Consider the following 19,754-nt stretch of genomic DNA (forward strand, 5'->3'; position numbering starts at 1 on the left):
CGCCTCGCAGACGTCGGCGCCCACGTCGGGGATGGGGCGTCGCGCACGATGGGCCCGGTTTCACCGGGCCCATCGCGCTCTCCCGCGGGAGGCAGCGGGAGTGTCGTCAGCCGAGCGCCGGCTTCACGAGCGTCGCGTAGTTCGCGTACCCCGTCGAGTTCGGGTGGAACGCCGCTGTCGTGTTGAACCAGCTGAAGCTGTTGATCCATGGTGAGGAGCTGCCGATGCCGTGCCCCGCGAAGGCGGCCTCGACGTCGACGAAGCCCGCGCCGTTGGCGACCGCGGTCGCCTCCAGCACGTCGTTCAGCAAGACGGTGTCGGCGTTGACGCGGGCGGCGTACGCGTAGCTCGACGGCTCGTTGAAGAGCTTCGGGTACCCGGCGAGCACGATCTTGCCGTCGGCGGCGAGCCGCGGCTTGATCTGGGCGATGACGCTCGCGACCCGGGCGGCGATGGTGCCGTCGGCGACCTTGCCCTCCGCCGCGGTGAGCTGCGACTGGCAGGTGCTGTTCGAGATGAGCACGAAGCAGTTCTGCATGATGCTCGAGAACCCGAGGTCGTTTCCGCCGACGGTCAGCGTCACGCGCTTCGTGCCGGCCGGGATCGCGGCGATCTGCCCGGCGGCCACCTCGATCGTCGAGGCGCCCGAGCACGCGGGGAACGCGGTGAGCTTGAGGTTGCGCTCCGCATCGAGGCGCCTCGGGTAGCTGTTGCTGCTGCGATAGCAGGTCGTGTCGAGGTAGCTGCCGCCGCCCTGGCCCGCGGCGAACGAGTCCCCGAGCGCCGCATACGTGAGCTCGGCCGTCGTGCCGCCGCCCCCGGGCTTGCCGCCGCCCTTCGCCGCGAACGCGGGCGACGCGCCCGCCAGCGCGAGCGCGGCGACGACGATCGCAGCTGCTGCGGCGGCGAAGTTCCGGCGGGCGTTCATGATGCCGCCTCCAGGTACGCGCTGTGCAGGAGTTCCGCGTAGGCGTCGTAGCCCGCCGCGTTCGGATGGAGGAACGTGACCGGGTCGGCCGGGTCTGCACCGATCCAGGCCGCTGGGCCCGAAGCGGCCCCGTGCCCGGCGAACGCCTCGGCGACCGGCACGAACGAGACGGGCGCACCGCTCGCGGCGGCACCCGTCGCCGCTCCGCCGACGAATCCGTTGAGTGCGATCACGGCCTGGTCGATGGCGGTCGGGAAGCCCGGGACCGCGAGGTCGAAGGGGACCGGATAGCCGGTGACGAGGATCTGCGCACGTGGCGCGCGTTCGTGCGCCGCGGCGATGAGCGCCGCCATCCGGGGGCCGATGACGCCCGAGGCGAGCACCTGCTGCGCCGCGCCGTAGGCGGCCGCGCACGCCGGCGTCTGCGGGTCCGGCACGCACGCGGCGTAGACGGCTCCGATCTGGAGGTCGCCGGCGCCGGCGGTGATGGTGACGAGCGTCGTGCCCTGGTTGAGCTGGCCGAGCTGTTGCTCGACGACATCGGTGATCGAGGCGCCGCTGCAGCCGGCGTTGCGCAACAGGTTGATCCGGGGCTGGTCGTCGAGCAGGTTCGCGTAGCCCGCGCCGGTGCGCAGGCACGAATCGAGCGGGACGCCCGCGCCCTGCCCTGCGGCGATGGAATCGCCGAGGGCGACGTACTTCGCGATCGGGAGCGCCGGGGGTGCCGCCTGCGAGGGCGACGCGAATCCCATCGGGATCGCGAGGAGGGCGGAGGCGATCAGGGCGGCGAGGATGCCGCGTCGATTCGGCCGGGGGGAAGGCGCGTTCATGGACCAACGCTAGGCGCGAAGGTGAGCATTCCGCATCTCCCAGATCAGGGGGTGCGCAACGTGCCCGCATCCTCGCGCCCGCCGTTTCGCGATGTCGCTCGAACACCCGGTCGGCGGACGTGCCGTCGCGGCAATAGTGTTGAGCGCATGACCGAACCTCTGCGCTGGGGCATTCTCGCGACGGGCGGCATCGCCCGCATGTTCACGAACGATCTGCGCCGCCACGGCTTCGACGTGCGGGCCGTGGGCTCGCGCTCCGAGGCATCCGCCGCTCGATTCGCCGACGAGTTCGAGATCGAACGCGTGCACGACAGCTACGAATCGCTCGTGAACGACTCCGAGGTCGACGTGGTGTACGTCGCGACCCCGCACCCCATGCACGCCGAGAACGCGGTGCGCGCGCTCGAGGCGGGCAAGCACGTGCTCGTCGAGAAGGCGTTCACGCTCAACGAGGGCGAGGCGCGTCGCATCGCCGACGCCGCCGAGGCGAACGGCCGAGTCGCGCTCGAGGCGATGTGGACGAGGTACCTGCCGCACATGGTGCGGATCCGCGAACTCATCGAGGCGGGCGTGCTCGGCGAGGTCCGCGGCCTCATCGCCGACCACACGCAGCTGCTCTCCGAGGACCCGCTGCACCGGCTGAACGCGCTGGAACTGGGCGGCGGCGCGCTGCTCGACCTCGGCATCTATCCGATCTCCTTCGCGTGGGACCTGTTCGGCGAGCCCGCCGAGATCACGGCGACGGCGACGTTCAAGCCGACCGGCGCCGACGCACAGGTGTCGGCCGTCTTCGGGTACGAGGGCGGGCGCATGGCGTCGACGTTCTCGGCCTCGAACACGCAGGGACCGAACACCGCCGTCGTGCTCGGCTCGGAGGCCCGGATCGACATCGACTCGGTCTGGTACTCGCCGACGACCTTCCGGGTGGTGCGCGCCGACGGCGAGGTCATCGAGGAGTACGTCTCGCAGGTCGATGGGCGCGGCATGCAGTACCAGGCCGCGGCGCTCGAACGCTGCGTCGCCGAGGGCCGCCTCGACGGCGGCGACATCCTGCCGACGCGCGAGAGCGTCGCGATCATGGGCACGCTCGACCGCATCCGCACCCAGATCGGGCTCGTGTACCCGGGGGAGTGAGCCGACCCCGCACGCGGCCCTCGGTGACGGAGCCGCGCCACGGTCGGGGATCTCCCTGAGTCGACCCCGAATCATCCGTGCGGAGGATGGCGCCCTGGCGCGGGGCCCCGCTAGGCTCCCGAGCAGGCCGCCCTGCCGGCGCACCGGGCCCCCGACCGGTCGACGCGATGCGAGGCCACGCACCGCCCACCGACCCGAAGGAGTTCCCGTGCCCGCTCGCCGACCCGTCGCCGGCCTCATCGCCGCCTCGGCAGCCGTCCTCATGCTCGCCGCCTGCACCGCAGGTCCCGCCGGAGGCGGAGGAGGCGAGCTCTCATACGAGGACAGCCCCCTCACGAAGTACCTCGAGGCGGTCAACGGCGAATGGACCGAGGAACGCGCGATCGCGGACGCGAAGAAGACCGAGGAGCTCAAGGCCGAGTGCATGGCCGAGGAGGGATTCGAGTACGTGCCCGTCGACCAGTCGCAGGGCATGTCGATCATGGGCGAAGACGAGATGGCCGAACGCGAGACCGAGGAGTGGGTCGCGTCCAATGGCTGGGGCATGGTCCAGACCCAGGAGGAGATGGAGCAGCAGCAGGAGGAGGCCGAGGAGTTCGTCGACCCGAACCAGCCGTACGTCGAGACGCTCTCGCCCAGCGAGCAGGAGGCCTACTGGGCGACGCTCTACGGCGTGCCGCCGAGCGAGGAGGAGATCGGCGAGGACGGCTCCTACGAGTACAAGTGGGAGGAAGCGGGCTGCGAGGGCGCCGCCCAGCATGAGATCAACGGCGACAACTACTGGGAGGACGAGCAGTTCGCCGACCTCAACGAGGCGATGGGCAAGCTGTGGGAGAGCACCGCGAAGCAGCCCGACATGATCGCGCTCGACGAGAAGTGGGCCGAGTGCATGGCCGACGCCGAGTATCCCGACTTCACGACGCGCAGCGACGCGCAGAACTCGATCATGGAGGCCCAGAACGCCCTCTACGAGGTCGGCGACGACGGCCAGACGTACGAGGAGCCGAGCGCCGAGACGCTCGCCGAGCTCAAGCAGCAGGAGATCGACGTCGCACTCGCCGACTTCCGCTGCGCGGAGAAGCTCGACTACCAGGACACGCAGCTCGCCGCGCAGTTCGCACTCGAGGAGCAGTTCATCGAGGACCACGAGGCCGAGCTCGAGGAGCTCGTGGCCGCGTACGGCAAGGGCGAGGAGTGACCGACCGCGACGGGGTCGCCGGCGACGACTTCGACGCGATCATCGACCCCGAGACATCGCGCGCCGAACTCCTGACGGAGGCCGAAGACGGGCTCGAGATCGAACCCGCATCCGCCGAACCCGCACCGACCGAAGACCCGGCCGCCGACCCCGCCGTGCAGGGCTGGCGGCGGGTGCTGCGCGGCAACCGCGTGCTGTGGGTGCTCGCCGCCGTGGCGGTGGTCTCGCTCGCGGCCGGTGTGGGGCTGAGCTTCGTCATCGTGTCGCCGGGGCAAGCCGCCGCCGACGCCGCGGCGCCCGACGCCGGACCGATCACGGTGCCCGTCGAGTCGCGCACGCTCTCGAACGACGTGACGATCCGCGGTGACGCGGCGTTCGCCGACTCGGTCGAGGTGAAGCTCGAGACGGGTGAGCTCGGGGGACCCGCGGTCGTCACCGGGCGCGTGCCCGAAGTCGGTGCGACGCTCGGGCCGGCGTCGGTCGCGCTCGAGGTCACGGGTCGGCCGGTGATCGTGCTTCCGGGTGAACTGCCCGCATACCGGACGCTCAGGGCCGGGCTCTCGGGCCCCGACGTGATCCAGCTGAAGCAATCGCTGCGGGCGATCGGCCTCGACCCGGGCGACGTCGCCTCGAACGTGTTCGACTCCGCGACCGCCGACGCCGTCGCAGCGCTCTACGAACGGGTCGGCTACCCGCTGCCCGAGGCGCCCGAGGGCACCGACGATGCGGTGCGCGCCGCGCGCGACGGCGTGACCGCAGCCGAGGACCAGGTCTCCTCCGCGGAGCGCGCGCTCGCCGAGGCGGGCGGAGGCCCCAGTGCCGTCGAACGCGTGCAGCTCGACAACGCCGTTCGCTCGGCCGAGCGGGCGCTCGCCGCCGCGAAGGCGTCGGGTGATGCGAACGCCGTCGCGGAGGCCGAGGACGCGCTGAAGCTCGCTCGGGTCGAGCGCGACGCCGCGCTCGCGCCGCGCGACACCGCGGCCGAGCGCGCAGCGCTCGAGTCCGCCCGGGCGCAGCTCGGCGACGCGCAGGAACTCCTCGCCGAGGCCGAGACCGGCACGCTCGCCTTCCTGCCGGTGAGCGAGGTGCTCTACCTCGACGAGCTGCCCCGGCGGGTCGACGAGGTCATGGTCGAGCGCGGCTCGATCGTCGAGAGCGCGGCCATGCTCGTCTCGGGCGCGACCCTCGCGATCGAGGCATCGGCGGCCGAGAGCGACGCCAAGCTCCTGAAGGTCGGCGATGTCGCGACGCTCGCGGTTCCCGATGGATCCGAGCTGCAGGCGACGATCACCTCGGTCGCGCCGCGCGAGGCCGCGGGCGGCGACGCCGCCGAGTCGGGCCCGCGCTACGACGTCGTGCTCGCGCCCGTGAAGCCGACCGACGCGCAGGTGCAGGCCCTGCGCGGTCAGAACGTACGGGTCAAGATCTCGATCGGCGCGACCGACGGCGAGGTCCTCGCGGTGCCGCTCGCGGCGCTCACGGCCGGCCCCGGCGGCGAGTCGCGGGTCGAGGTGCTCGTCGACGGTGACGGTGCCCCGAGCTCCGGCGCCGACGCCGAGACCCGTCTCGTCGAGGTCGAGACGGGCCTCGCCGCCGAGGGGTTCGTCGAGGTGGTGGGCGATCTCGAGGAGGGAGACCTCGTCGTGGTGGGCGAATGAGCGACCGCATGCGGACGAGCCCGGCGCCCGTCGTCGAGCTCGTCGACGTCACGCGCTCGTTTCCCGGTCCGCCCGAGGTTCAGGCGCTCAAAGCCGTGAACCTCACGATCGGGCGCGGCGACTACCTCTCGATCGTCGGCCCGAGCGGCTCGGGCAAGTCGACCCTGCTCAACGTGCTCGGCCTCCTGGACCGCCCGACCGTCGGCGAGTACCGGCTCGGCGGCGTGCTCACCGGTACGCTCGACGAGGAGGCGCGCGCGGGCCTCCGCGCCCGCACGATCGGGTTCGTGTTCCAGGCGTTCCACCTGCTGCCGCGTCGTACGGTGCTCGACAACGTGCTGCTGGCGACGCTCTACAGCGGGGTGCCGAGGGCCGATCGGATGCCTCGGGCGCGCGCCGCTCTCGAGCGGGTCGGCCTCGCGCATCGGGCCGACTTCCTGCCGACGACCCTCTCGGGCGGCGAGCGTCAGCGCGTGGCCGTGGCTCGCGCAGTCATGGCTGCGCCGGAGATGATCCTCGCCGACGAGCCGACGGGCAACCTCGACGAGCGCACCTCGGGCGAGGTCATGGACCTCTTCGAGGAACTCAACGCGGACGGGCTCACGCTCGTCGTCATCACGCACGACCAGCAGGTCGCGGGTCGGGCGGGGCGAAGCATCCGCATCGCCGACGGACGGGTGAGCGAGCTGTGAGACGACGATCGCTGCTGCGGCGGGGCGGCGATGCCGGCCGCACGAGAGCGGCAGCGCCCGCCGTCGCCGACGGCGCGCAGCCCGACGCGACCCCGCGGGCCGACCGATTCACCGCGCAGGACCTGCTCGTCGAGGTCAGCCACGGCATCGGCGGACACACGGGCCGGCTCGTGATGACGACGCTCGGCACGGTGCTCGGCATCGCGTCGCTCGTCGTGACGATCGGGTTCGCGCAGACCGCGGCGGGTCAGATCAGCCGGCAGTTCGACGCGGTCGCCGCAACGCAGGCGGTCGTCGAGCCGGGCACGACCGACTCGGCGAACGGCGAGGTCGCGACGACGATGCTGCCGTGGGACGCGCCGGATCGCGTCGAGCGGCTGAACGGGGTCGAACGGGCCGGGCTCATCGGCGAGGTGTCGATCGGCGAGGAGCGCATCACCGCGGTGCCGGTCAACGATCCGTCGGCGGCGGAGGCGCTGAGCCCAGCGCTCGTCGCCACCTCGCCCGGCCTGCTCGACGCGGTACGGGGCGACGTGACCGCGGGCAGGTACTTCGACCCCGGCCACGACGAACGAGGCGATCGCGTCGCCGTGCTCGGCTCGCGCGCGGCCGAGAAGCTCGGCATCAACCGGGTCGACCGTCAGCCGTCGATCTTCATCGGCGAGCGGGCCTACACGGTCATCGGCATCGTCGACGGCATGGAACGGCGCGTCGACCTGCTCGACTCGGTGATCGTGCCGCTCGGTGCTGCGCGCTCGGATTTCGGGCTGCCCAGCGCGAGCGAGCTGCAACTGCGCATCGCACCGGGCGCCGGATCGCTCGTCGCGAAGCAGGCGCCCGTCGCGCTCGACCCGAACGCACCCGAGAACTTCGACGTGCAGGCGCCGCGCAGCGGGTCGACGCTGCAGGAGAACGTGCAGGCCGACATCAACGTGGTGTTCCTGATCCTCGGCGTCATCGCACTGCTCGCGGGCGGGCTCGGCATCGCGAACGTGACGCTGCTCTCGGTGTCGGAGCGCACCGGCGAGATCGGCCTGCGGCGCGCCCTCGGCGCGACCCGGCGGCAGATCGCCCGGCAGTTCATGGTCGAGTCGATCGTGATCGGCCTTCTCGGTGGGCTCATCGGCGCCGCCGTCGGCGTGTTCGCCGTCGTCGCGGTCGCGCTCGTACAGCAGTGGACGCCGATCGTCGACCTGCCCATGGTGCTCGGCGCGGCGCTGCTCGGCGCGGTCGTCGGTCTCGCCGCCGGCGCCTACCCCGCCCGCAAGGCCTCGCGCATCGAGCCGATCGCGGCGCTCCGCGCCGGCGTCTGAGCCGCGACCGTCCCTCAGGAACGTGACTGCGAAGCCGGCGCGGTCCCGCGCGCTTCCGGTCTTCGACGGCCGGTCGACCGCCACTCGTTCCTGAAACGGGATCGGGGGTGCGGCGCGTATGATGCCCGGGTGAACGACGAGACGGATGCCACGGGCGCGACGCCGCTCCCGGGCGACCCGCCGCGCGGGTCCGGTGACGAGCACTCGTTCGACGGAACGCCGTCGAGCGACGGTGCCGAGCGTGCCGACGACACGACCGGTGCCGAGTGCGCCGACGGCGACACCGGTGCCGAGCACGCCGACGGCGACACCGGTGCCGAGCACGCCGACGACGCCACCGGTGCCGACGAGGTCGGCGCCGCGAGCGATGCGGGCACCGAGTCATCCTTCTTCGCCTTCGTGCGGAAGCACCGTGCACCGCTCGCCGTCGTCGGCGGCGTGGTCGCACTCGCGCTCGCCGGAACCGCCGCCCTGTTCGCGGGGTCGGCGACCGTCGCCGACCCGACCGCCGCGGCCGCGCCGACGCCGAGCGAGACCCCGACGCCGACGCCCGAGGCGAGGCCCGTGCCGACCGCTGCGCCGGTGAGCCGGATCCGCACCTGCTCGGTCGCCGACCGTGCGGCCGACGCGCGGCTCGCGAACCTGCAGGCGCAGGTGCTCAACGCGAAGACCGGCGAGGTGCTCTTCGACCGCGGGGGCGCGACCGCATCGCGCACGGCGAGCGTCATGAAGGTGCTCACCTCGGCCGCCGCGCTCTCGGTGCTCGGCCCCGACCACCGGGCGGCGACCACCGTGGTGAAGGGATCGGAGCCCGGCTCGGTCGTGCTCGTCGGCGGCGGCGACGTGACGCTCTCGCGCACGCCGTCGGGCGACGAGACCGCGTACCCGGGCGCCGCGCACCTCGACGAGCTCGCCGCGCAGGTGCAGGACGCGTGGGCGGCCGACCCCGCGAACCCGCCCATCACGAAGCTCGTCCTCGACGCGTCGTACTTCGGCGGCGACGAGTGGCAGCCGAGCTGGGACCTCGTCGAACGCGACGACGGATACATGTCGAACATCACCGCGCTGATGGTCGACGGCGACCGCGACGACCCGTACTCGAATACGTCGCGTCGCAGCGACGACCCGATCGGGCGCGCGGGCCAGGCCTTCGCCGACGAGCTCGGCGGCATCGCGACCATCGAGCGCGGCACGGCGCCCGCCGGCGCCCAGCAGCTCGGGCAGGTGCTCTCGCCGACCGTCGCCGAGCTCGTCGACAAGGCGCTCGTCGTCAGCGACAACACCGTCGCCGAGATGCTGGCCCGGCTCGTCGCGATCGAGACGGGATCGGGCAACACGTTCGCGGCGATCAACGCCGGCGTGCTCGAAGGCCTCGCCGGCTACGGCGTCGACACGGCCGGCATCGCGGTCGTCGACGGCTCGGGCCTCTCCGACGACAACGCCGTGCCACCCGCCTACCTCACGCGGCTCTTCGTGAAGATCAACGCCCGCGAGGGCCAGCTCGGCCATCTGCTCGATTCACTGCCCGTCGCGGGCGAGCGCGGGTCGCTCGCCTACGACGACCGGTTCTGGGGCGACAACGCGGTGGCCGACGGGCGGGTCATCGCGAAGACCGGCTGGATCAACACGGGCTACACGCTCGCCGGCGTGATCCGCGCCGAGGACGGCACCGACCTCACCTTCGCGATCTACGCGCTCGGCGACGTCTCCGACGACGCGAAGACGGCGATCGACACCCTCGCCACCGGCTTCTACCTCTGCGGCGACAACCTCTCGAACCGGTAGCGCCGCCGGAGGGATCGTCGCCGGGGCTCCCGGTCGCGGCGCGACAGGGGGAGAATGGAGCCATGACACGGGCCCTGTTCATCATCGACGTGCAGAACGACTTCACGGAGGGCGGCGCACTCGGCGTCGACGGCGGGGCGGCCGTCGCCGCCGGCGTCAGCGAACTGCTCGCGAACCATCGCGACGCCTACTCGCTCGTCATCGCCTCGCGCGACTGGCACTCGAGCGACAACGACAACGGCGGCCACTTCGCGACCGACGCCGAGCCCGACTACGTCGACACCTGGCCGCCGCACTGCGTCGCGGGCACGCTGGGCGCCGAGTACCACCCGGCGCTCGCGGTCGACGAGATCGACGTGCACATCCGAAAGGGACAGGGTGTGCCGGCGTACTCGATCTACGAGGGCACCGACGACGCCGGCGAGAGCGTGAGCGAGGTGCTCGGGCGCCACGGCATCACCGATGTCGACGTCGTCGGCCTCGCCACCGACTACTGCGTGCGGGCGAGCGCGCTCGACGCGCTCGAGCACGGGCAGCACGTGCGCGTGCTCACCGATCTCGTCGCAGGCGTCGCACCCGAGTCCTCGATCGCGGCCCTCGCCGAGCTCGGCCACGCCGGCGCGGTCATCGAGACCTCGGCCGCGGTCGGGGCAGGCACCGCCGGAGAGGCCGGCGCCGAGGCATCCGGGTCTCCCGAATGATCGGTGCGACCGACCGGTCGCCCGCGCTCTACGCCGAGGGCGCCGACGGCGTGCTCATCGCGTACCGCGTGCACCGGGCGGCGATGACTCGGGACGACTCGGCGACGGCTGCGCTGCCACCGGTGCTGCTCGTGCACGGCTTCGCATCGACCGCTCGCGTCACATGGGAGGGCACGGGCTGGGTGAAGGCGCTCAACGAAGCCGGACGCACGGCGGTCACGGTCGACCTGCGCGGACACGGCGAGAGCGACAAGCCGGTGGGCGACGACGACTACCGGCCCGAGCGGCTCGGGGCCGACCTCATCGCCGTGCTCGACACCGAGCGCATCGCGCGCGTCGACGCGGTCGGGTACTCGATGGGCAACCGGGTGATCTCGGCGCTCGCCGCACTCGCGCCCGAGCGGTTGCGCCGGGTCGTCGTCGGCGGTGCCGGACCGAACGAGTTGTTCGCGTCGTGGCGGCTCGACGAGGTGCGCGCGTTGCTGATCGACGGCGTGCCGACCGCGAACCCCGTGATCGAGCAGGTGCTCCGCCCCGCCATCGAGGCGGGAGCCGACCCCGAGGCGCTGCTCGCCGTCGTCGCCGGGGTGTCGGGCGCGCCGCTCGCGATCCCCGGCGACGTGCCGACGCTGTTCGTCGCGGGCGAGGCCGACCCGGTGCCGGCCGGAGCGCAGCAGCTCGCGCTCGACTGGGGTGCCGACTTCGTCTCGATCCCCGGGCGCGACCACGTGTCGACGCTGACCTCTCGGCTGTTCAAGGACGCGGCGATCGGGTTCTTGGCGGCTTCTGCAGGAGAAGTGCGCTGACGCGGCCCCGAGGGCGCCGTCGCGGATCCGCTCCTGCAGAAGCCTGACGCACTACAGCGTGTTGCCGAGCTTGAAGCCGTGCTCCTCGTCGCCCCGGCGCGTGTATGAGAAACCGTCGGCGCCGATCGTGACGGCCATCTCCGACGAGTCGGTTCGGGCGACGACGGGCTTGGGGTTGCCGTCGAGGTCGAGCACGAGGGATGCCTCGGTGTACCAGGAGGGCACGACCGGGTTGCCCCACCAGTCGCGGCGCTGGTTGTCGTGCACGTCCCACGTGACGACGGGGTTGTCGGGGTCGCCCGTGTAGTAGTCCTGCGTGTAGATCTCGACGCGGTGGCCGTCGGGGTCGCGCAGGTACAGGTAGAACGCGTTCGAGACGCCGTGGCGGCCCGGCCCGCGCTCGATCGCGTCCGACCGCCGCAGCGCGCCGAGCTTGTCGCAGATCGCGAGGATGTTGTGCTTCTCGTGCGTCGCGAACGCGACGTGGTGCATGCGGGGGCCGTCGCCACCGGTCATGGCGGTGTCGTGCACGGTGGGCTTGCGGCGCATCCACGCGGCGTACACGACGCCCTCCGCGTCCTGGATGTCCTCCGTGACGCGGAACCCGAGCGACTGCATGAAGTTCACCGCGCGGGGCACGTCGGGCGTGACCTGGTTGAAGTGGTCGAGGCGCACGAGCTCGCCCGGCGTGTGCAGGTCGTAGCGCCACGAAAGGCGCTCGACGTGCTCGGTCTGGTAGAAGAACTCGTACGGGAAGCCCAGCGGGTCCTCGACGCGCACCGAGTCGCCGATGCCCTTCGTGAAGCCCTCCGCGCGGCGCTCGACGCGGCATCCGAGCTCGGTGTAGAACGCGACCGCCTTGTCGAGGTCTTCGGGCGTGCGCACGCGGTACGAGAACGCGGCGACGGCCGCGATCTCGCCCTGGCGCAGCACGAGGTTGTGGTGGATGAACTCCTCGGTCGAGCGCAGGTAGATCGCCCGGTCGTCCTCCTCGGTGACGTAGAGGCCCAGCACGTCGACGTAGAACTCGCGCGAGGCGGCAAGGTCGGTGACGACGAGCTCCATGTACGCGCAGCGCAGGATGTCGGGGGCGGGGACCGAGGGCGTCGGCACCGGGTTGTCGGTGTGGATCGGGGCCTCCTGCGAAACGTAGAAGCCGGAGGAGGTGAGGGTCATGTCGTCGCGGTTGGTCATTTCAGCGTCCTTGCTCGGGTGGGTCGTCGGGATCGGCGCGGCTCAGCGGGGGTCGGGGTCGTCGAGGTCGGATGCCTCGTGCACCTGCTGCTTGCCGAAGGTGGGGTTGTGGGGTGCGCCGAGCGTGATGTGCACGCTCTGCTGGTCGGTGTAGAAGTCGATCGAGCGGTAGCCGCCCTCGTGGCCGAGCCCCGATGCCTTGACGCCGCCGAACGGGGTGCGCAGGTCGCGCACGTTGTTCGAGTTGAGCCACACCATGCCGGCCTCGACCGACTGGGCGAAGTTGTGCGCCCGCTTGAGGTCGTTCGTCCAGATGTAGGCGGCGAGCCCGTACTTCGTGTTGTTCGCCAGGGCGAGGGCCTCTTCCTCGGTGTCGAAGGGCGTGATCGCCACGACCGGGCCGAAGATCTCCTCCTGGAAGATGCGGGCGTCGGGCGCGACGTCCGCGAAGACGGTCGGGGCGACGTAGTTGCCCGTCGGGAAGCCCTCGGGGCGCCCCCCGCCGGCGACGAGCCGGCCCTCGGTCTTGCCGAGCTCGACGTAGCTCATCACCTTGTCGTAGTGCTCGGGGTGCACGAGCGCACCGACCTCGGTCGCGGGGTCGTGCGGGTGTCCGACCTTGACGCGCTTCGCCTGCGCCGCGTAGCGCTCGACGAACTCGTCGTAGACCTCGCGCTGCACGAGGATGCGGCTGCCCGCGGTGCAGCGTTCGCCGTTCAGCGAGAACACGCCGAAGATGCATGCGTCGATGGCGATGTCGAGGTCGGCGTCGGCGAAGACGACGGCGGGGCTCTTGCCGCCGAGCTCCATCGACAGGCCCTTGAGGTACGGGGCGGCGTTGCCGAAGATCAGCTGGCCGGTCGAGCTCTCGCCCGTGAACGAGATGAGGGGCACGTCGGGGTGCTTGACGAGCGCGTCGCCCGCGTCCTCGCCGAGGCCGTTCACGAGGTTGAAGACGCCCTTGGGCAGGCCCGCCTCCTCGAAGATGCCCGCCCAGAGCGACGCCGAGAGCGGCGTGAACTCGGCGGGCTTCAGCACGACCGTGTTGCCGGTCGCGAGGGCGGGGCCGAGCTTCCACGACTCCAGCATGAACGGGGTGTTCCACGGGGTGATGAGCCCGGCGACGCCGATCGGCTTGCGGTTCACGTAGTTCATCTGCTTGCCGGGCACCTTGAAGGCGTCGTCGGCCTGGGCGACGATCAGGTCGGCGAAGAAGCGGAAGTTCTCGGCGGCGCGGCGGGCCTGGCCGAGCGCCTGCGTGATCGGCAGACCCGAGTCGAACGACTCGAGCTCGGCGAGACGCTGGTCGCGCGACTCCACGAGGTCGGCGATCCGGTGCAGCACGCGCGACCGCTCGCGGGGGAGCATCCGCGGCCAGGGGCCCTCGGTGAAGGCACGACGCGCGGCGGCGACGGCGCGCTCGACGTCGGCCTTCTTGCCGGCGGCGGCGTGCACGTACGTCTCGTTCGTGACGGGGTTCAGCACCTCGAAGGTGTCGCCGTCGATCGAGTCGACGAACTCGCCGTCGATGTAGTGGCGGATGCGGTCGGGCAGGCCCTCGGGCGTGTGGTCGGTCATCTGTTGCTCACCTTCGTGTGGTCGTGGATCCGCCGGTCGGGCGGTCGGTCGGGCGGGCCTGCGCGGCCCGCAACGGGTCAGGGGGTCGGTACCGGGTGCCGCAGCTCGGCCTGGTGCTCGAGCACGGCGTCGAGCGTCGCGGTGCGGTGCGCACGCGCGGCGAGCTCGATCTCGAGGGGAGCGGCGCCCGCCTCGATCAGGGCGACGATGCGCTCGTGCTCGTCGACCGATTCGTGCGCGCGCCCCGGCACGAAGCTGAACGACGAGTCGCGCAGCACCTTCATGCGGTTCCAGCCCCGGTGCACGAGGTCGAGGATGTGCGGGTTCGGGCACTCCTCGTAGAGCACCGCGTGGAACTCGAGGTTGAGCTCGGTGAACCGGTGCGGGTCGAAGTCGTCGAGGCTCCGGCGCATGCGCTCGTTGATCTCGCGGGCGCGGTGCAGGTGCGCGGGCGTGAGCGCGGGCGCCGAGAGCGCAGTCGCCGCGCCCTCGACCAGGGCGAGCGTCTGCATGGTGTGCAGGTACTCGGTCTCCTTGATCAGCGCGACCTGGGCGCCGACATTGCGCTCGAACGTCACGAGCCCCTCGGCCTCGAGTCGCCGGATCGCCTCGCGCACGGGCACGACGCTCACGTCGAGCTCGGCCGCGATCGGGCCGAGCACCAGGCGGTAGCCGGGCACGAAGCGCCCGTCGTCGATACGCTCGCGGATGAACCGGTAGGCGCGCTGCGACTTCGACTCGGTGCTCATCGCGCGGCCTCCGCGGCGGCGGCCTCGGCCGAGCGAGTGGCCTCGAAGCGCGCCCGCCACTCGGCGTTCATGGGGAACAACCCGTCGACGGACGCCCCACCCGCGACCTGCTCGGCGACCCAGGCGTCCTCGGCCTCCTGCGCGGCCGCCTCGGCCGCGACTTCCGCGGCGATCGCCGCCGGGATCACGAGCACCCCGTCGCCGTCGCCGACGATGACGTCGCCCGGCTGCACGGCCGCACCGCCGCAGGCGATCGTGACGTCGGTCTCCCACGGCACGTGCCGGCGGCCGAGCACGCTCGGGTGCGGCCCCTGGCTGAACACGGGGATGTCGAACTCGGCGACGGCGTCGAAGTCGCGCACGCCGCCGTCGGTCACGATGCCGGCGGCGCCGCGCACCTGGGCGCGGAGCGCGAGCACGTCGCCCACGGTGCCGGTGCCGCGCTCGCCGCGGGCCTCGACGACGAGCACCTCGCCCGGCGCGACGGTGTCGAACGCGCGCTTCTGCGCGTTGAAGCCGCCGCCGAACTCCTTGAACAGGTCGGGGCGGAACGGGATGAAGCGGAGCGTCTTCGCGGTGCCGACGATGCGGTCGCCCGGATGGTTCGCGAACACGCCCTCGATGAAGACGTCGTGGTAGCCGCGCTTGCGCAGCGCCGCCGAGACGGTCGCGACGGCGGCGCTCGAGAGGAGCTCGCGCACCTCGTCGGTCAACGCCGCAGGGGATGCCTCGGGGGCGGCGCTCGCCGCGGCGGCCTCGTCGCTCGCGGTCGGTGCGTCGAGCGGGCTGGCCTTGCCGGCGGCGACGGCCGCGGCGTGCTCGGCCTCGCTGCCCCACGCCTCGATGCGCTGCGCGTCGTCGACGGCGGGCTTGGTGCCGAAGTCGCCGAACGGGGCGTCGCCCTGCGTCACGGTCGTGACGAGACGGCCCGTCGAGGGGGCGCCGGGTGCGAGCGGGGCGTCGACCTCGACCTCGACGACGTCGCCGGGAACGACGACCGACGAGCCGGCGGGGGTGCCGGTGAGGATGACGTCGCCCGTCTCGAGCGTCATGTGCTGCGAGAGGTCGGCGACGAGGCGCCCGAACGGGAACAGCAGGGTGTCGGAGGTGTCGAGCTGCACGAGCTCGCCGTTGACCCAGGTGCGCACCCGCCACCCGTCTTCGCCGGCGACGCTCGCGGGGATCGCTGCCGGCCCGATCGGCGTGAAGCCGTCGCCGCCCTTGTTGCGCACGTTCGAACCCTTGTCGGCGGCGCGCAGGTCGTAGAGGCCGAAGTCGTTCGCCGCGGTGACCTGGGCGACGTGCCTCCAGCCGTCTTCGGGGGAGACGCGGCGGGCGGGCTCGCCGATGACGATCGCGATCTCGCCCTCGAAGGCGAGCAGCTCGGTGCCGGCGGGGCGCTCGATGGTGCCGCCGGTCGGGGCGAGCGAGGAGGCGGGCTTGAAGAAGTAGCTCGGCTGAGCGGGCGTGCGACCCCGCTGCGCGGCCCTCGACGGGTAGTTGAGGTGCACGGCGATGATCTTGCCGGGGGTCGGGATACCGAAGGTCATTGACGTCCTCGTCTCGTAATATCACAAATCATATACGATCTGCGGGGGCTTGTGAAGCGATGAATCGGCGGTCAGTAGCTCGCGCGCGGGGGTGTGCCCGATGCATCCGAACCGGTCGTTCGCCGGGCGATGAAGCGGTCGGCGAGCGCCTCGGAGGCACGCGCGAGGATCGCGACGTCGGCGCCGACGGCGACGAACGAGGCGCCCGCCGCAAGGTAGCGCTCCGCGTCCTCGGCGACGAACGCGTTGATGCCGACGGGCTTGCCGGCCGCCTGCGCCGCACGGATCGCCGTCAGCGCGGCCTCGACGACGTCGGGGTGCGAGGGCTGCCCGAGCAGGCCCATCGACCCCGCGAGGTCGGCCGGGCCGACGAAGATCGCATCGACGCCGTCGACCGCGAGGATCTCGTCGACGTTCGCGACGGCGGTCGCCGACTCGATCTGCACGGTGAGGCTCACCGTCGCCGAGGCGCCGGCGAGGTAACCCTCGACGCGATTCCAGCGCGACGAGCGGGCGAGCGAGGCACCGACCCCGCGAATGCCGTGATCGGTCGGGCCGGGGCGGTGGCCCGAGGCATCCCGCTCGGTGCTCGTCGCCGTGCCGGGGTACCGCACGGCGCGCACCAGCCGGCGCGCCTGCTCGGCCGTGTCGACCATCGGTACGAGCAGGTTCTGCACGCCGAGGTCGAGGTACTGCTTGATGACGACCGGGTCGCCGATCGGCGGGCGCACGACCGGGGCGACCGGGTACGCCGACACCGCGTAGAGCTGGTGGAGGATGGTCTGCAGGTCGTTGGGGGAGTGCTCGGCGTCGATGAGCAGCCAGTCGACCCCGCTGCCTGCTGCGACCTCGGCGATGAGCGGGCTCGCCGAGCACACCCACATGCCGATCTGGGGGCGGTCGGCGGCGGCGACGCGGTCGGTGAACGTGTCGGGCAGGTTCAGGCGAATCGGCACGTGATCGCCCCCAGCTGTCCGTAGTCGGCGTGCACGGTGTCGCCGCGCTCGACCCACATGGGCCGGGTGAACGAGCCGGCGAGGATGATCTCGCCCGCCTCGAGCGACTGCCCGTGCTGGGCGAGCTTGTTCGCGAGCCAGGCGACGCCCATCGCAGGGTGGCCGAGCACCGCTGCGGCGACGCCCGACTCCTCGATCGTCTGGTTGCGGTAGAGGAGCGCGCCGATCCAGCGCAGGTCGACCTCGTCGACCTTCACCGGGCGGCCGCCGACGACCATCGCGCCCATCGCGGCGTTGTCGCTGATCGTGTCGACGATCGTGCGGCCCTCGAGCTCGAGGTGCGAGTTGAGGACCTCGAGCGCGGGCACGACGTAGGCGGTCGCGTCGAGCACGTCGAAGACGGTCGTGTTCGGACCGGCGAGCGGCTTGGCGAGCACGAACGCGAGCTCGACCTCGATGCGCACGTTCGAGAACCGGTCGAACTCGATCTCGGCGCCCGACTCGAACACCATGTCGTCGAGGATGACGCCGTAGTCGGGCTCGGTGATGCCGGTCGCGACCTGCATGACCTTCGAGGTGAGGCCGATCTTGCGGCCGACGAGCCGGGCGCCGTCGGCGATGCGCCGCTCGGCCCAGACCTTCTGCACGGCGTACGAGTCGTCGACGGTCATGCCGGGGTACCGCGCGGTGAGCCGCGGCACGATGGTGCGGTCGCGATCTGCGGCGACGAGTTCGTCGGCGATCTGCTCGATGGTGGACTGGTTCAGCACGCGGGCTCCACTTCGTCGTCGGGCGCTCAGCACGATCGTATACGATCCTGCGTCGCCGTCACAGGGCGAGAACGGGCGGGATGCCTCAGCGGGAGTTCACCCGGATGATCTCGTGCTGATACGGGGCGATGACCGACCCCGAGATGCGGCAGTCGAGCAGCAGGAACGACCGCTCGTCGACCGGTCGGGCCGCCCACTCCGCGAGCGCATCGAGGTCGCCGAGCGTGCGCACGACGACGCCCTCCGCCCCGAACGCCGCGGCCGCGGCGGCGAAGTCGGCCTCGGGGATGCGCATCGGCGCCTCGGCGAGCCCCTTGAGCCCGTAGAGATTGACCTCGGCGCCGTAGGCGGCGTCGTTCCAGATGACGGCGATGCCGCGGCCGCCGGCGGTGCGCACAGCGGTCTCGAGGTCGGCGAGCGCCATCAGGCCGCCGCCGTCGCCCGAGGTCAGCACGATCGTCGATCCGGGCTTGGCCGCCGCGGCACCCGCAACGCTCGGGAAGCCCTGGCCGATCGACTGGAACGCGGTGCCGACCATCATCATGCGATCGGGCGAGGCGACGGGCCAGTACATGTTCGCCCACCCGATGAAGTGCCCGCCGTCGGAGACGACGACCCGGTCCTCGGGCAGCAGCTCGGCGATGCGGTGCGCGGCCGAGCGCGGGTCGAGGCGACCGTCGGCGGCGAGTTCGTCGCCCTCGTCGTAGCGGCGCAGCGCGGCCGCGTCGATCGTGTCGCGCCAGCCGCTCGGCTCGGCGCCGAGCACCGCGAGCTCCCCGACGATCGCCCGGGCCGCGAGCGCGGCGTCGCCGCGCACGTAGCCGCCGACGTTGGGATGGGTCGCGGCGGGCGCGACGTCGACCTGGAACACCCGGGTGCCGGGCGCGAAGAGCTCGCCGAAGCGCATCGTGAACTGGTTGAGCGAGGCGCCGAACACGACCGCGACATCGGCGTCGTGCACGAGTGCCATCGCCCCGTCGGCGCCGAACCCGCCGGTGACGCCGAGGTCGTACCGGCCATCGGGGAAGACGCCCCGTCCGAGCGCGGTCGACGCGGTCACGGCGCCGGTCGCCGCGGCCAGCTCGCCGAGCGCCTCGCCGGCGTCGGCGAGCCACGCGCCACGACCCGCGAGCAGGAACGGCCGGCTCGCGCCGGCGAGGGCGCGGGCGATCTCGGCGATCGTGCCGCGGGCGTATTCCCCGGCCGGCCCGAGCGGTGCGGGATGCTTCGGGGCCGGTGCCTCCACGAGGGGTCCGGCCTCCGCCGCCGCGACGTCGTACGGGATCGCGAGCACGACCGGCAGGCGGTACGCGAGTGCATGCTCGACCGCGATGACGGTGGTCGCCGCGGCGTCGGTGCGACCGACGGTGTAGGTGCGAGCGCCCACCGCGGAGGCGAGCGCGATCTGGTCGACGTCCCACGGGCGCGGACCGGAGGTGGGCTCGTCGCCGACGACGAGCACGAGCGGCACGCGGGCCTGCGCGGCTTCGGCGAGCGAGGTGAGCGTGTTCGTGAAGCCGGCGCCGTACGTCGACGTCGCAGCCGCGAGGCGCTTCGAAGCGCGGTAGTGGGCGTCGGCGGCCACGACGCCGCCCGCCTCGTGGCGGACCGCCGTGAACGAGGCATCCGTCTCGCGTTCGAGTGCGTCGAGGAACCAGGCGTTGCCGTTGCCCATCACCCCGAAGACATGGTCGACGTGGGCGGCGAGGGCGTGGGCGACGTGGGCGGAGACGTTGGGCATGGCGAAGCCTTTCGAGACGGTGACGGACGTGATCGATTCCGTATGTGTCTCGCGGCAGGGGCCCGCTTCGTGCCCATTTTTCGAGCACCGGCGCGAGTGTCGCGCCTGGACGAGGACGAGTATACGACGGCGGCCGGGCCCGGACCGACCGGCCCGGGCCCCCGCCGCCCC

17 protein-coding genes are annotated in these 19,754 nt (G+C 72.2%); 8 read left to right on the forward strand and 9 right to left on the reverse strand.

All coding sequences use genetic code 11. The features are described from left to right. Positions 1 to 106 precede the first annotated feature (106 nt). Both ACWGPE_RS15775 and ACWGPE_RS15780 read right to left on the reverse strand, forming a co-directional pair. Positions 107 to 928 (reverse strand): SGNH/GDSL hydrolase family protein, encoded by an 822-nt coding sequence (locus ACWGPE_RS15775; RefSeq protein WP_275506521.1) that lies wholly within the window; start codon positions 926 to 928, stop codon positions 107 to 109. Next, entirely contained in the window at positions 925 to 1,758 is an 834-nt protein-coding gene (locus tag ACWGPE_RS15780) for an SGNH/GDSL hydrolase family protein (protein ID WP_452049043.1), read from the reverse strand. Before ACWGPE_RS15780 ends, ACWGPE_RS15775 begins: the two co-directional genes overlap by 4 nt. A gap of 147 nt (positions 1,759 to 1,905) precedes the next feature. Here ACWGPE_RS15780 and ACWGPE_RS15785 point away from each other — a divergent pair, with 147 nt between their 5' ends. The 8 genes from ACWGPE_RS15785 (at position 1,906) to ACWGPE_RS15820 (ending at position 11,045) form a co-directional block, all read left to right on the forward strand. Next, positions 1,906 to 2,892, forward strand: coding sequence for a Gfo/Idh/MocA family protein (locus ACWGPE_RS15785; protein ID WP_275506523.1), 987 nt, complete (start codon positions 1,906 to 1,908; stop codon positions 2,890 to 2,892). 208 nt (positions 2,893 to 3,100) lie between these two features. Further along, complete coding sequence (locus ACWGPE_RS15790; RefSeq protein ID WP_452049044.1) at positions 3,101 to 4,090, forward strand: hypothetical protein; 990 nt, start codon at positions 3,101 to 3,103, stop codon at positions 4,088 to 4,090. Beyond that, a complete protein-coding gene (locus ACWGPE_RS15795; RefSeq protein ID WP_452049045.1) occupies positions 4,087 to 5,748 on the forward strand; it encodes a hypothetical protein in 1,662 nt (553 codons plus the stop codon). The genes ACWGPE_RS15790 and ACWGPE_RS15795 overlap by 4 nt, the downstream gene beginning before the upstream one ends. A gap of 8 nt (positions 5,749 to 5,756) precedes the next feature. Next, positions 5,757 to 6,440: an ABC transporter ATP-binding protein gene (locus ACWGPE_RS15800; RefSeq protein WP_231431693.1), complete on the forward strand. Its 684-nt coding sequence runs from the start codon at positions 5,757 to 5,759 to the stop codon at positions 6,438 to 6,440. Then, the gene (locus tag ACWGPE_RS15805) at positions 6,437 to 7,753 is read left to right on the forward strand and encodes an ABC transporter permease (protein ID WP_452049046.1); all 1,317 of its coding nucleotides are present in this window, start codon (positions 6,437 to 6,439) and stop codon (positions 7,751 to 7,753) included. The genes ACWGPE_RS15800 and ACWGPE_RS15805 overlap by 4 nt, the downstream gene beginning before the upstream one ends. 129 nt (positions 7,754 to 7,882) lie before the next feature. Beyond that, a complete protein-coding gene (locus ACWGPE_RS15810; protein ID WP_452049047.1) occupies positions 7,883 to 9,538 on the forward strand; it encodes a D-alanyl-D-alanine carboxypeptidase in 1,656 nt (551 codons plus the stop codon). Between the two features lie 62 nt (positions 9,539 to 9,600). Beyond that, on the forward strand, positions 9,601 to 10,239 hold the full coding sequence (locus ACWGPE_RS15815) for an isochorismatase family protein (RefSeq protein WP_231431691.1): 639 nt from the start codon (positions 9,601 to 9,603) through the stop codon (positions 10,237 to 10,239). Then, positions 10,236 to 11,045 (forward strand): alpha/beta fold hydrolase, encoded by an 810-nt coding sequence (locus ACWGPE_RS15820; protein WP_275506527.1) that lies wholly within the window; start codon positions 10,236 to 10,238, stop codon positions 11,043 to 11,045. The genes ACWGPE_RS15815 and ACWGPE_RS15820 overlap by 4 nt, the downstream gene beginning before the upstream one ends. Before the next feature lie 51 nt (positions 11,046 to 11,096). Here the strand turns inward: ACWGPE_RS15820 and hpaD are convergent, their stop codons facing one another. The 7 genes from hpaD to ACWGPE_RS15855 form a co-directional block, all read right to left on the reverse strand. Then, entirely contained in the window at positions 11,097 to 12,239 is a 1,143-nt protein-coding gene (gene hpaD, locus ACWGPE_RS15825) for a 3,4-dihydroxyphenylacetate 2,3-dioxygenase (protein WP_231431689.1), read from the reverse strand. A gap of 42 nt (positions 12,240 to 12,281) precedes the next feature. Then, positions 12,282 to 13,817 (reverse strand): 5-carboxymethyl-2-hydroxymuconate semialdehyde dehydrogenase, encoded by a 1,536-nt coding sequence (gene hpaE / locus ACWGPE_RS15830; RefSeq protein WP_231431688.1) that lies wholly within the window; start codon positions 13,815 to 13,817, stop codon positions 12,282 to 12,284. Between the two features lie 77 nt (positions 13,818 to 13,894). After that, positions 13,895 to 14,566, reverse strand: coding sequence for a GntR family transcriptional regulator (locus tag ACWGPE_RS15835; protein ID WP_231431687.1), 672 nt, complete (start codon positions 14,564 to 14,566; stop codon positions 13,895 to 13,897). After that, positions 14,563 to 16,116: a fumarylacetoacetate hydrolase family protein gene (locus ACWGPE_RS15840; RefSeq protein WP_452049048.1), complete on the reverse strand. Its 1,554-nt coding sequence runs from the start codon at positions 16,114 to 16,116 to the stop codon at positions 14,563 to 14,565. The genes ACWGPE_RS15835 and ACWGPE_RS15840 overlap by 4 nt, the downstream gene beginning before the upstream one ends. 71 nt (positions 16,117 to 16,187) lie before the next feature. Further along, a complete protein-coding gene (locus ACWGPE_RS15845) occupies positions 16,188 to 17,072 on the reverse strand; it encodes an HpcH/HpaI aldolase family protein (protein WP_452049049.1) in 885 nt (294 codons plus the stop codon). Further along, a complete protein-coding gene (gene hpaH / locus ACWGPE_RS15850; RefSeq protein WP_231431684.1) occupies positions 17,057 to 17,842 on the reverse strand; it encodes a 2-oxo-hept-4-ene-1,7-dioate hydratase in 786 nt (261 codons plus the stop codon). The genes ACWGPE_RS15845 and hpaH overlap by 16 nt, the downstream gene beginning before the upstream one ends. A gap of 85 nt (positions 17,843 to 17,927) precedes the next feature. Then, on the reverse strand, positions 17,928 to 19,583 hold the full coding sequence (locus tag ACWGPE_RS15855) for a thiamine pyrophosphate-binding protein (RefSeq protein ID WP_452049050.1): 1,656 nt from the start codon (positions 19,581 to 19,583) through the stop codon (positions 17,928 to 17,930). Positions 19,584 to 19,754 lie beyond the last annotated feature (171 nt).

The organism is Agromyces sp. NPDC055658, from assembly GCF_053618155.1.

Coding starts and splice junctions, on each gene's coding strand:
- hpaD (WP_231431689.1), bottom strand. CDS start 12,239: ATGACCAACCGCGACGACATGACCCTCACCTCCTCCGGCTTCTACGTT.
- ACWGPE_RS15785 (WP_275506523.1), top strand. CDS start 1,906: ATGACCGAACCTCTGCGCTGGGGCATTCTCGCGACGGGCGGCATCGCC.
- ACWGPE_RS15855 (WP_452049050.1), bottom strand. CDS start 19,583: ATGCCCAACGTCTCCGCCCACGTCGCCCACGCCCTCGCCGCCCACGTC.
- ACWGPE_RS15780 (WP_452049043.1), bottom strand. CDS start 1,758: ATGAACGCGCCTTCCCCCCGGCCGAATCGACGCGGCATCCTCGCCGCC.
- ACWGPE_RS15815 (WP_231431691.1), top strand. CDS start 9,601: ATGACACGGGCCCTGTTCATCATCGACGTGCAGAACGACTTCACGGAG.
- ACWGPE_RS15820 (WP_275506527.1), top strand. CDS start 10,236: ATGATCGGTGCGACCGACCGGTCGCCCGCGCTCTACGCCGAGGGCGCC.
- hpaE (WP_231431688.1), bottom strand. CDS start 13,817: ATGACCGACCACACGCCCGAGGGCCTGCCCGACCGCATCCGCCACTAC.
- ACWGPE_RS15840 (WP_452049048.1), bottom strand. CDS start 16,116: ATGACCTTCGGTATCCCGACCCCCGGCAAGATCATCGCCGTGCACCTC.
- ACWGPE_RS15775 (WP_275506521.1), bottom strand. CDS start 928: ATGAACGCCCGCCGGAACTTCGCCGCCGCAGCAGCTGCGATCGTCGTC.
- ACWGPE_RS15835 (WP_231431687.1), bottom strand. CDS start 14,566: ATGAGCACCGAGTCGAAGTCGCAGCGCGCCTACCGGTTCATCCGCGAG.
- ACWGPE_RS15800 (WP_231431693.1), top strand. CDS start 5,757: ATGCGGACGAGCCCGGCGCCCGTCGTCGAGCTCGTCGACGTCACGCGC.